This window comes from Bradyrhizobium archetypum (assembly GCF_013114835.1).
Classification (GTDB): Bacteria; Pseudomonadota; Alphaproteobacteria; order Rhizobiales; family Xanthobacteraceae; genus Bradyrhizobium; species Bradyrhizobium archetypum.
The window spans coordinates 198,103-210,831 of record NZ_JAAVLW010000009.1; the positions used below are offsets into that span (position 1 = coordinate 198,103).

Annotated in this window: 13 protein-coding genes; 9 read left to right on the forward strand and 4 right to left on the reverse strand. The window is 62.2% G+C overall.

Translation table 11 applies throughout. The annotated features are described in order from the left end of the window. Window positions 1-16: 16 nt before the first annotated feature. From HCN50_RS27665 to HCN50_RS27690, 6 genes are all read left to right on the forward strand, one after another. On the forward strand, window positions 17-1,222 hold the full coding sequence (locus tag HCN50_RS27665) for an MFS transporter (protein ID WP_171713054.1): 1,206 nt from the start codon (window positions 17-19) through the stop codon (window positions 1,220-1,222). A gap of 185 nt (window positions 1,223-1,407) precedes the next feature. Beyond that, a complete protein-coding gene (locus HCN50_RS27670) occupies window positions 1,408-1,824 on the forward strand; it encodes a hypothetical protein (protein ID WP_171713055.1) in 417 nt (138 codons plus the stop codon). Beyond that, window positions 1,821-2,492 carry an OmpA family protein gene (locus tag HCN50_RS27675; RefSeq protein WP_171713056.1) on the forward strand — a complete coding sequence of 224 codons (672 nt, stop codon included), beginning with the start codon at window positions 1,821-1,823 and terminating at the stop codon, window positions 2,490-2,492. Before HCN50_RS27670 ends, HCN50_RS27675 begins: the two co-directional genes overlap by 4 nt. Window positions 2,493-2,603: 111 nt before the next feature. Further along, window positions 2,604-3,350, forward strand: a complete 747-nt coding sequence (locus tag HCN50_RS27680; RefSeq protein ID WP_235977256.1) for an ABC transporter substrate-binding protein — start codon at window positions 2,604-2,606, stop codon at window positions 3,348-3,350. A gap of 652 nt (window positions 3,351-4,002) precedes the next feature. Then, window positions 4,003-4,854, forward strand: coding sequence for a formate/nitrite transporter family protein (locus HCN50_RS27685; RefSeq protein WP_171713058.1), 852 nt, complete (start codon window positions 4,003-4,005; stop codon window positions 4,852-4,854). A 62-nt stretch (window positions 4,855-4,916) separates the two neighbouring features. Continuing rightward, window positions 4,917-6,650 (forward strand): bifunctional protein-serine/threonine kinase/phosphatase, encoded by a 1,734-nt coding sequence (locus HCN50_RS27690; RefSeq protein WP_171713059.1) that lies wholly within the window; start codon window positions 4,917-4,919, stop codon window positions 6,648-6,650. 111 nt (window positions 6,651-6,761) lie between these two features. Here the strand turns inward: HCN50_RS27690 and HCN50_RS27695 are convergent, their stop codons facing one another. Then, a complete protein-coding gene (locus HCN50_RS27695; protein WP_171713060.1) occupies window positions 6,762-7,547 on the reverse strand; it encodes a substrate-binding domain-containing protein in 786 nt (261 codons plus the stop codon). Between the two features lie 158 nt (window positions 7,548-7,705). Next, window positions 7,706-8,929 (reverse strand): polyhydroxyalkanoate depolymerase, encoded by a 1,224-nt coding sequence (locus tag HCN50_RS27700; RefSeq protein WP_171713061.1) that lies wholly within the window; start codon window positions 8,927-8,929, stop codon window positions 7,706-7,708. Between the two features lie 175 nt (window positions 8,930-9,104). Here HCN50_RS27700 and HCN50_RS27705 point away from each other — a divergent pair, with 175 nt between their 5' ends. Then, window positions 9,105-9,758 (forward strand): glutathione S-transferase family protein, encoded by a 654-nt coding sequence (locus HCN50_RS27705; RefSeq protein ID WP_171713062.1) that lies wholly within the window; start codon window positions 9,105-9,107, stop codon window positions 9,756-9,758. Window positions 9,759-10,062: 304 nt separating this feature from the next. After that, entirely contained in the window at window positions 10,063-10,497 is a 435-nt protein-coding gene (locus HCN50_RS27710) for a cupin domain-containing protein (protein ID WP_171713063.1), read from the forward strand. 245 nt (window positions 10,498-10,742) lie between these two features. Here HCN50_RS27710 and HCN50_RS27715 read toward each other — a convergent pair whose 3' ends face one another. Further along, window positions 10,743-10,958, reverse strand: coding sequence for a hypothetical protein (locus HCN50_RS27715; protein WP_171713064.1), 216 nt, complete (start codon window positions 10,956-10,958; stop codon window positions 10,743-10,745). Window positions 10,959-11,165: 207 nt separating this feature from the next. Here HCN50_RS27715 and HCN50_RS27720 point away from each other — a divergent pair, with 207 nt between their 5' ends. Then, window positions 11,166-11,549 (forward strand): hypothetical protein, encoded by a 384-nt coding sequence (locus tag HCN50_RS27720; RefSeq protein WP_171713131.1) that lies wholly within the window; start codon window positions 11,166-11,168, stop codon window positions 11,547-11,549. A gap of 12 nt (window positions 11,550-11,561) precedes the next feature. Here HCN50_RS27720 and HCN50_RS27725 read toward each other — a convergent pair whose 3' ends face one another. Further along, the gene (locus HCN50_RS27725) at window positions 11,562-12,668 is read right to left on the reverse strand and encodes a mandelate racemase/muconate lactonizing enzyme family protein (protein WP_171713065.1); all 1,107 of its coding nucleotides are present in this window, start codon (window positions 12,666-12,668) and stop codon (window positions 11,562-11,564) included. Between the last annotated feature and the right edge of the window lie 61 nt (window positions 12,669-12,729).

A 12,729-nucleotide genomic window follows, 5' to 3' on the forward strand; every position in this document is an offset into this window, starting at 1 on the left:
GATTCGGGAATCGACCATGAACAGCCCAAGGAACGGTGCAAGGAACAGCCCAAGCCGGGTGATCACTTTCGTCAACGCCGCCCATTTCATCGACCATTATTCGATGCTGATCTTTGCCGCCGCCGTCATCATCATGGGGCCGGCGCTCGGCATGGCCTATTCGGAGCTACTGCCTTACGCCACCCCGGGCTTCGTCGCCTTCGGCGCGGGCTCGCTTCTTACCGGCTGGCTCGGCGACCGCTGGAGCCGCCGCCACATGATGGTGATCTTCTTTCTCGGTATCGGCGCCTCGATGATTGCGGTCGGCTTCGTCTCGAGCCCGCTGCAGCTCGGCGCGGCGCTGCTCGCGATCGGCCTGTTTGCCTCGATCTATCATCCCGTCGGTACCGCGATGATCGTATCCTATGCCGACAGGCTCGGCCGCGAGATGGGCCTGAACGGCGTGTGGGGCAATCTTGGCGTGGCGTCGTCGGCGCTCGTCACCGGCGTGATCGGGCAATATCTCGGCTGGCGCTGGGCCTTCATCATCCCGGGTATCGTCACGGTGCTGATCGGCGTGGCCTTTGCCATCACGGTGGTCCATGAGGACCGGACCGGCACCAGGCAGGCGGCGGCGCAGGCGCGGGTGGCGAAGCAGGATATGTGGCGGGTATTGCTGGCGCTATTGATCGTGGTGATCGCGATATCCACCACGTTCAACGCCATCACCGTGGCGATGCCAAAGCTGTTCGCCGAGCGGCTGGCGGGCCTGACCGAGAGCCCGGCATTGCTCGGGGTTATCGCGGCCGGTGTCTATGTCTTCGGTGCCATGACGCAATATACGATCGGCAAGCTGATCGACCATTTTTCGTTGAAAACCGTGATGCTGCCGCTGTCGTTCCTGCTGGCGCCATTCATGTATTTCGCGGCGACGCTTTCGAACCTGCCGCTGATCATCGCCTCCATCGGCATCGTGATGGGCGCGTTCGGCCAGGTCACCGTCAACGATGCCATGGTCGGCAAGTACACCACCGAGGAATGGCGCTCGCGCGCCTATTCGGTGCGCTACTTCGTCGGCTTCACCGCGGCGGGCGCTTCCGTCGGTCTGGTGGCCTGGCTGTATGAAAAGGGCGGCTTTGTCACCATGCTGCAGGCGTTCGGCGCGCTATGCCTGGTGGTGATCGTGGCAGCGCTCATCCTGCCGCGGGAAATCACGGTGCCGGCGGCGCAATCCACGCGGTGAATTCGACGTCGTGGCGTCATCACCTTGTCATATGCCGCAAAGTCCGTCCCCTGGTTGTTGCATGTCGGGGCGTCCGGGGCTGGGCTGCCCGCGACGATTTGCTGCGGCGCAATAGCACGGAAGTTGCGTAGCCAGATCGAACAGAGCACTTGACCATTGCCACCCTCCTTGTGTGAGGTGAGCGCATGACCCGAATCCGGCTTTTCCTTTGCATCATTGCGCTATCGGTGCCTTCGCTGGCGGCAGCGCAGAGCATGAAATTCGAGGAAGCCGCGGCCATGCTGGCCGCGAGCTGCGGCAAGGACATCGATGACAACTGCCGCGGCGTCAATCTCGACGCGACGCGCCTGAGGGAGTGCCTCGGCCGCAACCAGGACGTGGTGTCGGCGAAGTGCAAGGCGGATTATCCGCAGGCGCTCGGCGCCATCCAGCAGCGCATCACTGCGCGCACCTCGCTTGTAAAATTGTGCAATTGGGAATTGAACCGCTTCTGCGGCGAGGTTCGGCACGATCCCGTCAAGGGGCTGCAATGTCTGTTGGAATCCACCAAGAAGGCGACCCCGAACTGCAACAAGGCGATCAACGCCGCGGGGTATCAATGATGCTTGGGGGAGAAAGGCTGCGCGGCATCGCTCTCGTGCTTTCCGCCCTGGCGCTGTTTGCCTTGCCGATGGCGGCGAGCCGGGCGCAAACGGCAACGTCGACGGCAGACATCATCGAGAAGCTTGCTGTCGACGGCGAGGCGGATATCGACCTTGCTGCCTTGCGCCAGCAGGCGGCCGACCGCATCAAGGCGAGGGCGGATGCCCAGCCGCAGAAACGGCCGCCGATCGCGCCGCAACTGACAAAACTGCCGCAAATCCGTTTCGACGTCGTGTTCGACCAAGATTCTTCGCTGATCCGGCCAGCCTCCTATCAGACAATCGGCAGCATCGCCGACGCACTGACGGATCCGAAGACGCGGCCCTATCGTTATCTGATCGTCGATCACGTCGAATCAGCCGGAAGGCGCGACCACAATCTGATCCTGAGCCAGCGGCGTGCCGAATCGATTCGCGACGTGCTGGTGAACACCTTCAAGGTGGCGCCGAAACGGCTTCAGGCGCTTGGCCTCGGCGAGGAACAGTTGCAGGATATCAACCGGCCGGCGTCGCCGGCCAACGCGCGCGTGCAGCTCATCGCGATCGGCAAGTTCGAAACGGCCGAGCCGGCCAAGCCGGCAACGCCGGCCGCGGCATCAAAAGGCGCGGCCGCAAAGAAGAAGCGCTGATCATCCGTGACAGGATGAATGCGACGCCAGCCACCGCTGGGGAAGGAGCTTCCGATGTTCAATCAACCCGCGCCGCGAATAGCCGGCCTCTTTCTGGGATGGACAGTGATGATGACGATGCCCTCCGCAGCGGATGCCCTGAAGGACGAGATCGCGCCGACCGGCAAGCTGCGCGTGGCGATTGCGATCAGTCCAGCCGGCGGCGCGTTCTGGTCGACCAAGACCGAAACCGGCTATGCCGGCGTGCCGGTCGATCTCGGCAAGGCGATGGCGGAGCAGCTTGGCGTTCCCGTCGAATTTGTCGCGCACAACAATTCCGGGCAGATCGTCGACGCGGTATCGAAGGGCACCTGGGACATCACCTTCCTGCCGAAGGATCCGGAACGCGAGGGCAGGATGTCGTTCGGGCCGATCTACGAGGTTGCGGACGCGACCTACATCGTCAAGCCGGGCTCACCGATCACGAATTTCGCAGCGCTCGATCAACCCGGCATCAAGGTCGCTGCCGTCAACAACACGACCACGATGCGCGGCGCGATCGCGCATCTGACGAACGCCAAAGTCACCGGCTACCAGACTTATGACGAGATCTTCAGCCTACTCAAAGCTGGCGAGATCGACGCGTTCGCGCTGTCGCGCGATCAGCTCAACGCCATGGCAAAGCAGATCCCGGGCACCCGCGTGCTCGATGAAACCTTCAAGCAGACCGTGACGGCTGTGGCCGTGCCGCCCAATCGTCCGCACTCGCTGGCGTTTGCGGTCAAGTTTCTCAACGAAGCGATCGCCAACGGCACGCTACGCAAGGCCTATGACAATAACGGCTTGAAGGACCGGCCGGTGCGGACGCAGACGAATTAGAAGCTTGCTCCGCTGTCGTCCCTGAGAACGCAGAGATCCATAACCACAGGATTGCGTTGCTGGAAGACGCTGGGGCGCCAACGTTCGCAAAACTTTGTCCTGTGGCTATGGGTCCCGGATCGGCGCTCGCTGTGCTCGCTTGTCCCGGACGGCAGTGAGTTTGCGGCTTCAGCTTTCATTGCGAGGAGCGAAACGACGAAGCAATCCATTGCGCACAGCGGGATCATTGCGCGGCATCTGTGCAACTGCACAAATTCAGGGCACTGCGCAAACTCCCGATGTTTTACGGTCCCACAGCTAAGTCACGGGAATAATGGGGGATTTCTGCTCCCTCGGGTTGGCACATCGATTGCTTAATGCTGTCGCAGTCAATGACGACTGTCGTCCGTTCGGATTGCCAAGGCCAGCGTTGGCCGAAGGCGTTGGGATCAAGCGGCCTCGCGTGAGGCGCTTCGAGCAGTCATCGGGACCACCTCACGATAGCTCGCGCATATCCTAGTTCCTGATCCGGCGTGACCCGCGTCGTTCTGTGCCGTTCAATCGCGGCGCGGGATTTGTCGCGTACGAGGACGACAAGGTTTTCACTTTTTAGTCGGTGCACGGCTGCGCAGCATCCGGCGCGCTTCAACGTTGTCTCGAAAGGGGAACTGGAATGGCCTATCTCGCGCCTTCGGAATTCGTGACCAAGATGGTCGACGCCGGAGAATCCAAAATCTTCATGTCGACGCGCGATACGGTCATCCGCGCCTACATGGCCGGAGCGATCCTCGCGCTTGCCGCCGCTTTCGCGGTGACCATCAACGTGCAGACCGGTGTGCCGATCGTCGGCGCTGCGCTGTTTCCAGTCGGTTTCTGCATGCTCTATCTGCTTGGCTTCGACCTGCTCACCGGCGTGTTCGTGCTGGCGCCGCTGGCGCTGATCGACAAGCGCCCGGGCGTGACGCTCGGCGGCGTGCTGCGCAACTGGGGCCTCGTCTTCATCGGCAATTTCGCCGGCGCCTTCACGGTGGCGGTGATGATGGCGATCGTGTTCACCTTCGGCTTCTCCTCGCCGCCCGATAAGGTCGGACAGGTGATCGGCACCATCGGCGAGAGCCGCACCGTCGGTTACGCCAATCATGGCGCGGCCGGCATGCTGACGCTGTTCGTCCGCGGCATGCTCTGCAATTGGATGGTCTCGGCCGGTGTGGTGGGAGCTATGATCTCCACCCATGTCAGCGGCAAGGTGATCGCGATGTGGATGCCGATCATGCTGTTTTTCTTCATGACCTTCGAGCATTCCATCGTGAACATGTTCCTGTTCCCGTCCGGCCTCCTGCTCGGCGGCAAGTTCACCTGGTGGGACTACATCTTCTGGAACGAGATCCCGACCGTCATTGGCAACCTTGTCGGCGGCCTCGCCTTCACCGGGCTGACGCTGTATGCGACCCACGTCAAGACCGGCCCGTCGCGCAACGCGTCGGCTGCGGCACCTTCGCGGCCGTCCTCGCGGATCGCCGCTTGATCTTAAGATCATGATGGGCCTCTCCTCGCCAGGGGAGAGGCCCATTGTCGTGAAAGCCGGGGATGCCGCGCGAGCTGAAAATATCGGTCGGACAATTCTCCGATAAGGGAGCCAAGGAAACCAACCAGGATTTCCATGGCGTCCTGATCCCGGGCGAGCCGCTGCTCAGCCTCAAGGGCATTTCCATCGTGCTGGCTGACGGCATCAGCACGAGCAAGGTGAGCCGGGTCGCAGCGGAATCGGCGGTCAAGGGGTTTTTGACCGACTATTACTGCACTTCGGAGTCCTGGTCGGTGCGCACCTCGGCGCAGCGCGTGCTGGAGGCGACCAATTCCTGGCTGCATTCGCAGACCCGCAGCCAGTATGCTTATGACAAGGACCGCGGCTACGTCTGTACGCTCTCCGCCATGGTCATCAAGTCGACCACGGCGCATCTCTTTCACATCGGCGATTCCCGCATCTATCGTCTCTCCGGCAGCACGCTGGAGCAACTGACCAACGATCACCGCATCGTCATCTCCTCGCAGCAAAGCTATCTCGGGCGGGCCCTCGGCGTAAATCCGCAAATCGAGATCGACTACCAGATGCTGCGTATCGAGCCGGGCGACATCTTCGTGCTCGTGACCGACGGCATCTACGAGCATCTCAGCGCGCGACGCATTGCAAAGGCGGTGAATGAAGGCGGCGCCGATCTCGACGCGGCCGCGAAGGAGATTGTCGACCAGGCTTTTGAAGCTGGCAGCAAAGACAACCTCACCGTCCAGATCGTCCGCGTCGACGAAGTGCCCGACGGCGCCGCGCGCGAAGTGTTCGCGCAGCCGCATGAACTGCCGCTGCCGCCGCTGCTGGAGGCGCGCACCGTGTTCGACGGCTACCGAATCGTCCGCGAGCTGCACGGCTCCAGCCGCAGCCACATCTATCTCGCCGTCGACATCGAAACCGACGCGGTCGTGGCCATCAAGATCCCGTCGATCGATCTGCGGGACGATCCCGCTTACCTCAAGCGGTTCATGATGGAGGAATGGGTGGCGCGGCGGATCGACAGTCCGCATGTGCTGAAACCCTGCCTGCTGCAGCGCAAGCGCAACTTCCTCTATGTCGCGACCGAATATATCGACGGGCAGACGCTGACGCAGTGGATGATCGACAATCCGAAGCCAAGCCTGGAAACCGTGCGCGGCATCGTCGAGCAGATCGCCAAGGGCTTGCGCGCCTTCCACCGCAAGGAGATGCTGCACCAGGACATCCGGCCCGACAACATCATGATCGACGCCACGGGTACGGTGAAGATCATCGATTTCGGGTCGACGAAAATCACCGGCGTCGTCGAGGCCGAGCCGTCAGGCATCCGCAACGACATTCTTGGCACCTTGCAATATACCGCGCCCGAATATTTTCTCGGCGAGCCGGCGACGACGCGTTCCGACCTGTTCTCCCTTGGCGTCATCACCTACCAGATGCTGACCGGAAAATTGCCCTATGGTGCGCAGATCGCCAAGGCGCGGACCCGGTCGCAATTCAACAAGCTGGTCTATCGTCCGGCGTCGCATGGCGACCGGGAATTGCCGCAGTGGATCGATGGCACGCTCGAAAAGGCGGTGCATCCCAATCCGCTCAAGCGCTACGACAGCTTTTCGGAATTTCTGTTCGATCTGCGCCATCCTAACGCGAACTATGTCAGCTCGTCGTCGACGCCGCTGATCGAGCGCAATCCGCTCCTGTTCTGGAAAAGCACGACGGTGGTGCTGGCGCTCGCCGTGATCGTGCTGCTGGCCATGCAGCACATGCATCGCTAGTTTTGTCATGCCCCGCGAAGGCGGGGCATCCAGTACTCCGTGTAGGCAGTTCGTTTTCACAATGTGCGCTGCGGCGTACTGGATCGCCCGTCGAGGCCGGGCGATGACAGCTCAATTCGCCGCGATCGGATCGAGCCCACTCTTGACGATTTCGCCGCGCGCGGCCGGCGAGGCGAGGAACTTGATCAACGCCTTGCCCGCCTCGGGCTCTTTCGAAACGCTGGCAAGGCCCGCGGAAAACACCGTGATCTTCTGCAACTCGTCCGGCAGCGGGCCGACGATATCGATGCCTTCCACCGGCTTCAATTCGCTCATCTGCTGGAAGCCGATCTCGGCCTCGCCATGGGCGACGATTTCACCGACTGGCGTTGCCGGAATCTTCCGCGCCTTGCCCTGCATCGCCTCCTTGATGCCGAGCTTGTCGAACATTTCGGTCGAAACGTAGACACCGCTGGCGCTGTCGGAATAGGCGATGGTGTTCGCCGCGAGCAGGGCCCGTTTGACCGCGTCGGCCGTAGAGATATCGGGCTTCGGCGCGCCCGACTTCACGGCAACCCCGATCGGCGATTTGACGAGATCGACCTTGCTGTCGCCGATCGCCTTGCCCTTCTTGACGAGATCGTCGAGCGCGTAGCCGACCATGATCAGGACGTCGGCAGGCTCACCCCGTTCCAGCCGCACCGGAATCGCATTGGTCGTCGTGCCCATCGACGGCCCATAGGCGGTGAGCACCTTGTGGCCGGTGGTACGCTCAAATGCCGGCACCAGCGCCTTGTAGGCCGCCGTCAGCCCGCCCGAGATCATCACCCGCACCTCGGCGGCTGTGGCCGTGACGCTGAGCAGGAAGCTACCGATAATGGCGAGCGCAAGGGGGCGAAGAGTTGCAGAAAGTCGCATTGATGATTCCTCCCGGACGACTCTTGAGCGGTCGTCCTTGGGAGAATGTTAGCGCGCGAAGAGGGAGGCGGCTAGTTCGACAACGGCGGGTGCGCCCCCACCCGCCGTGCTCTACGAGCACGGCGACCTCCCCCGCAAGCGGGAGAGGTGACTACAGATCACGCATTCACATGCACGAAATCCCGCAGCAGCGGATAGATCTCGTTGTTCCAGCGCTTGCCCGAGAACACGCCGTAATGGCCGACGCCGGCCTGCATGTGGTGCACCTTGCGATAGGTACGCACGCCGGTGCAGAGGTCCTGCGCCGCCAGCGTCTGGCCGGTCGAGCAGATGTCGTCCTTTTCGCCCTCAACCGTCATCAAGCCCATGCGCCGGATCGCGGCCGGATCTACCAGCCGGCCGCGGTGCATCAGTTTGCCCTGCGGCAACAGATGCTCCTGGAACACGTCGCGCACGGTCTCGATATAGAATTCCGCCGGCAGGTCCATCACGGCGAAATACTCGTCGTAGAAGGTCTTGATAATTTGCGCCTTCTCCTTCTCGCCCTTGGCCAGATGATTGGCGAGGTCGATGTGTTGCTTGATGTGGCGCTCGAGGTTCATCGATACGAAGGCGGTGAGCTGCACGAAGCCGGGATAGACCTTGCGGAACGCGCCCTTGCACTGCACCGGCACGTAGTTGATCAGGTTCTTCTCGAACCATCTGAGCGGCTTGCTCTTGGCGAATTGGTTGACCTTGGTCGGCTGGATCCGCGTGTCGATCGGCCCGGCCATCAGGGTCAGTGTTGCCGGCCGGGCAGGGTGATTATCCTCCGACATCACGGCGGCGGCAGCCAGCGCCGAGACCGACGGCTGGCAGATCGCCACCACGTGCGTGCGTGGGCCGATCTTGTCGAGGAAGGTGATGAGGTGGTCGGTGTAGTCCTCGAGGCCGAAGCGGCCATGGCCAAGCGGAATGTCGCGCGGATTGTGCCAGTCGGTGATGTAGACGTCGTGGTCCTGCAGCAGCGTCTTCACCGTGCCGCGCAGCAGCGTCGCGAAATGGCCCGACATCGGCGCCACCAAGAGCAGCCGCGGCTGCTCGGGCGCGTTCTCCTTCCTGAAGTGCAGCAGTGAACCGAATGGTGTGGCGAAGGTGACTTCCTCGATCACCTCCAGCTCCCGATTACCAACCGGCACGCTGTCGATGCCATAGGCCGGCCGGTCATAGGTGAGCGAAGAGCGCGAGATCAGTTCGAGCGAGGCAGCCAGCCGGCCAAACAGCCGGTCGGAGACGCCCTGCGGCACCAGATTGAGATATTTGAGTGCCGATGCTGCCCCGGTCCGCCATGGCGCCGTCAGGTCCATGTGGTTCTGATAGGCTTGGTACATCGTCGACATCATTCACGTCGGCCCCTGTCCCGCGAGGCCATGCAATATCGACGCCAGAGCGGGGGCGGCTGCCTCCAAAACTGGCACGTGGTTTGCTGTGCAAAATCGCCGGCGCTCAGGGGCGGGCGGCGGCGCGGCCGGCTGCTCATACAAGGGCAGGGAACGTTCGCGCTTGAGGAAAGGCCATATGGCAAAGACCACACTGACCATCAGCAGCAAGAACTACTCATCCTGGTCGCTGCGCGGCTGGCTGCTGGCGAAATTCGCAGGCCTCGAATTCGAGGAGGTGGTCACCGCCCCGGACGATGCGGCGGCGCGGGCCGAAATCCTGCTGCTCTCGTCCTCGATCCTGGTGCCATGCCTGCGCCATGAGGGCGCCACCATCTGGGACACGTTGGCGATTGCGGAATATCTCAACGAGATCAGGCCGGAGGCCGGGCTGTTGCCGGCGGATCGCATCCGGCGTGCACATTGCCGCTCGATTTGCGGCGAAATCCATTCCGGCTTCACCACGTTGCGCGCCTCGCTGCCGGTCAACCTGAAGGGCCATTTCCCGGGCTTCAAGATCTGGTCGCGCGCGCAGGCCGATATCGACCGGGTCTGCACCATCTGGCGCGATTGCCTGAAAGTATCAGGCGGTCCGTTCCTGTTCGGTGCGCGCACCATGGCGGATGCCATGTATGCGCCCGTGGTCACCCGCTTCATGACCTACGACGTGAAGCTCGAACCTGATCTCGCCGCCTACGCGGGTACCATCATGGCGATGCCCGAGATGCAGGAATGGATCGAGGCCGCCAAGGCCGAGCCCACGGATATCGAAGAACTCGAGGTCGAATATTAGGCAGGCCTGGCGATGCCTTGCCCGCCTGAAGGGCTTGGGCAACGGACCTTGCTCAAGCCGGTGCCAGCCCATGACCGGGCGCGGCCGCAGCATGGACGTCTTTCGCAGGGCTTTGAAACCGGATTCCCGCTTCCATCCAAGCGGTTCAGTGCAGCAATGCAGAACTTGTCGCCGCAGTGCAGCGCGGCTGGCGCGGATTTCGCATAGCCGCACGCAGGCGTGAACGCGACGATGCGAGGCTGCCGAAAATTTGGACGCACTCCGCTTGGCCGCGTTCTCGCGAACCGGAACCGTGGAGGCTTCAATGAACAAGCAGGCCGTCGTCAGCAAATTCTCGCACGTCAAACCCGGCGATACCGAGTTCAAGGGCGGAGGTCTGCGCGACTTCTTCCTATATCGCGATCTCGGCATCGCGGATGCCACCGGCGGGCAGGTGATCTGCCATCTGGTCAAGGCCAATCCCGACATGCCGCCTGAGGACGGCACCGGCTGGCATCGTCACGACTGCGAATTCCAGATCGTGATCATGACCAAGGGCTGGGCGCGCTTCATGTATGAGGACAAGCCGACCCTGGTGCAGGCCGGCGACGTCGTGCATCAGCGGCCGGGCATCACGCACTACCTGTTCGATTACTCCCCTGACATGGAGTATCTCGAAATCGTCTCACCGGCGGATTTCAAGACCGTCGACATGCCGCCGGCCACCGACAAGGTGCCGCCGGTAACGCCGTGGCGGTGACCGCCATGTCATCCCCCGAGGAGTTAACCCTTGTCGTCGGCCGCTGGCTGCGGCCGATTGTGGTCATGCTTGATGTTGTGCGCCGGCTGGGGCTGCTGCCGACATCTAGCCGTGAACAACGGAGTACGACGCAAAATCACTGATTCGGGCGCGGTTCGTTCCGCCGGCGTTCCGAACCTTAACATTGCGCGCGTTCCCGTCGCATTCTGGCACAATGCGAGAGCAATCCGTTGTGCTTGCGATCGTCAGATCGCGCTGGAGCGCGGCAGCCGCCACCCGACCACGGTGGCCTCGACCATGCCGCCGGTCCTGTCATTGCGCCATCGACCATCGATCCAGCGGCACGCGAAGGGCAGTTGATAGGTTCCGCTGTGATCCTCGCAAAGAACTTCCAGCGGCAGGTCCGGCGGCGGGTTCCCGCTTCCGTCGAACTGCGCCAGCCGCTTTTCACGCGTTGCCATACAATCAATCTCCACTGCCGCGGCACGCAAACGTCAGTTTGAGGCGCGCGGCTAAATCCATCCACCGTTAACGGGATGAAGCACACCGCTTGAATGAGGTATCAGTATGGTATCTCTGGGGACGGCAGCCTGCTTCGCGCAAATTGCCGTGATAGATGTTCCCGCTACGCTGGATGCCTTTGCAACGAGGATTTGATGCTTGCTCCGATGGCCAGGCTCACTTTCGTCGCTTTCGCGCTGCTGACGGCTGCATGCCTTCGAACTGCTCGCGCGCAAGACGTTCCTGGCATTGAGATATGCACCGTCGAAAAGACCATGGAGCGGCGCACCTCCTGCCTGCAGAGCAATGTCGACTTCCTGCAGAAGACGATCACCAAGCTCACCACCGACCATCAACAGAAGATGGATGCCGCCAACCGCCAGATCGAGGCACTGAAGGCTGCAGTCATCAGCCTGCAGAAGGTTGTGGAAGAACTGAAGACCGCGCAGAGCAAAGCCGCGGAAGACGCGAAGAAGGCCGCCACGCCCGCGGCGAAGGACGCAGCTCCCCCTGCAAAGGATACCGCGCCGGCAAAGGATGCCGCGAAGTAGCGGCGATCGTGATCACGACACGCGGTATTGCTCCATCACGGCCGTGTCCGGTTCATAGCCGATCCCGGGCCCCTGCGGCACCTCGACATCGCCGTTGGCATCGACATTGATGCGGCCCCGCCACAGGCATGCGGCACGCTTCATGGAGAACACCTCGACAAAGCTCGCATCATCGCGCAGCGACATCAGTTGCAGCGTCGCCAGGAAGCCCGGTCCGAAATACGGCGAATGCGGCGCAAGCCTGACGCCAAGCTCGTCGGCAAGCGCTGTGACCTTCAGATATTCGGTGATGCCGCCGACCTTGATGACGGAGGGTTGTGCATGGCTCACTGCGCCGGCCTGCATCATCTGCCTGAACTGATGAACCGTGCAGGCGTTCTCGCCGGCCGCCACATGGAGCCCGCCTTTGGTCCGCACGTCGGCCAGCGTTGCGAAATCTTCCGGCGGCCAGACCGGCTCCTCGAGGAACATCGGCGCAGCGTCGCGGCAGGAATGCGCGAAGGCAATCGCATCCTCGCCATTCAGCGGACAGTTCAGGTCGACCATCAGCGGAATGCCGGGACCGATCGCCTGCCGCGCCGCGAAAACCGCAGGCGTTGTGGTCTCGTGCAATTTGATCGCCTTGTAGCCCTGTCGTAGCGCAGTCTCGCACTCGCGCGCGATCAGTTCGGGCTTGCCGATCCGCAGCAGGCTGGCATAAGCCGGAATTCGCGTCCGTCTGGCCTCGCCGATCAGCCGGTGCAACGGCACGCCCTTCGCTTTGGCGGCAAGGTCCCACATCGCGATATCGAGCGCCGATATCGCAAACATCGTGATGCCATAGCGGCCGAACAGATGCAGGTTGCGTTGGATCTGCTCCATGAAAGCGGGAATGCCGGCCGCGTCGGGAACCTGCTGGCCCTGCGCCTGCGGCGCAATCATTTCCTCGATGGCAGTGGTACTGGTTCGCGGGCAGACATAGGCAAAGGCATCGCCCCAGCCGGTGAGGCCGGCGTCGGTCGAAACCTCGACCATGACGATTTCCAGTGCTGATATCGACGAAGCGCCCTGCCTGAAGCTCGCAACCCCCGCGTCATAGGGAATACGGATGTGGTGCGCCCGAACATTCGTGATGAGCATGGCTACCCTCCAAAAACGCCGAAGGATACATTGTCAGCGGCAGGATTGGAGAGCAAGGACT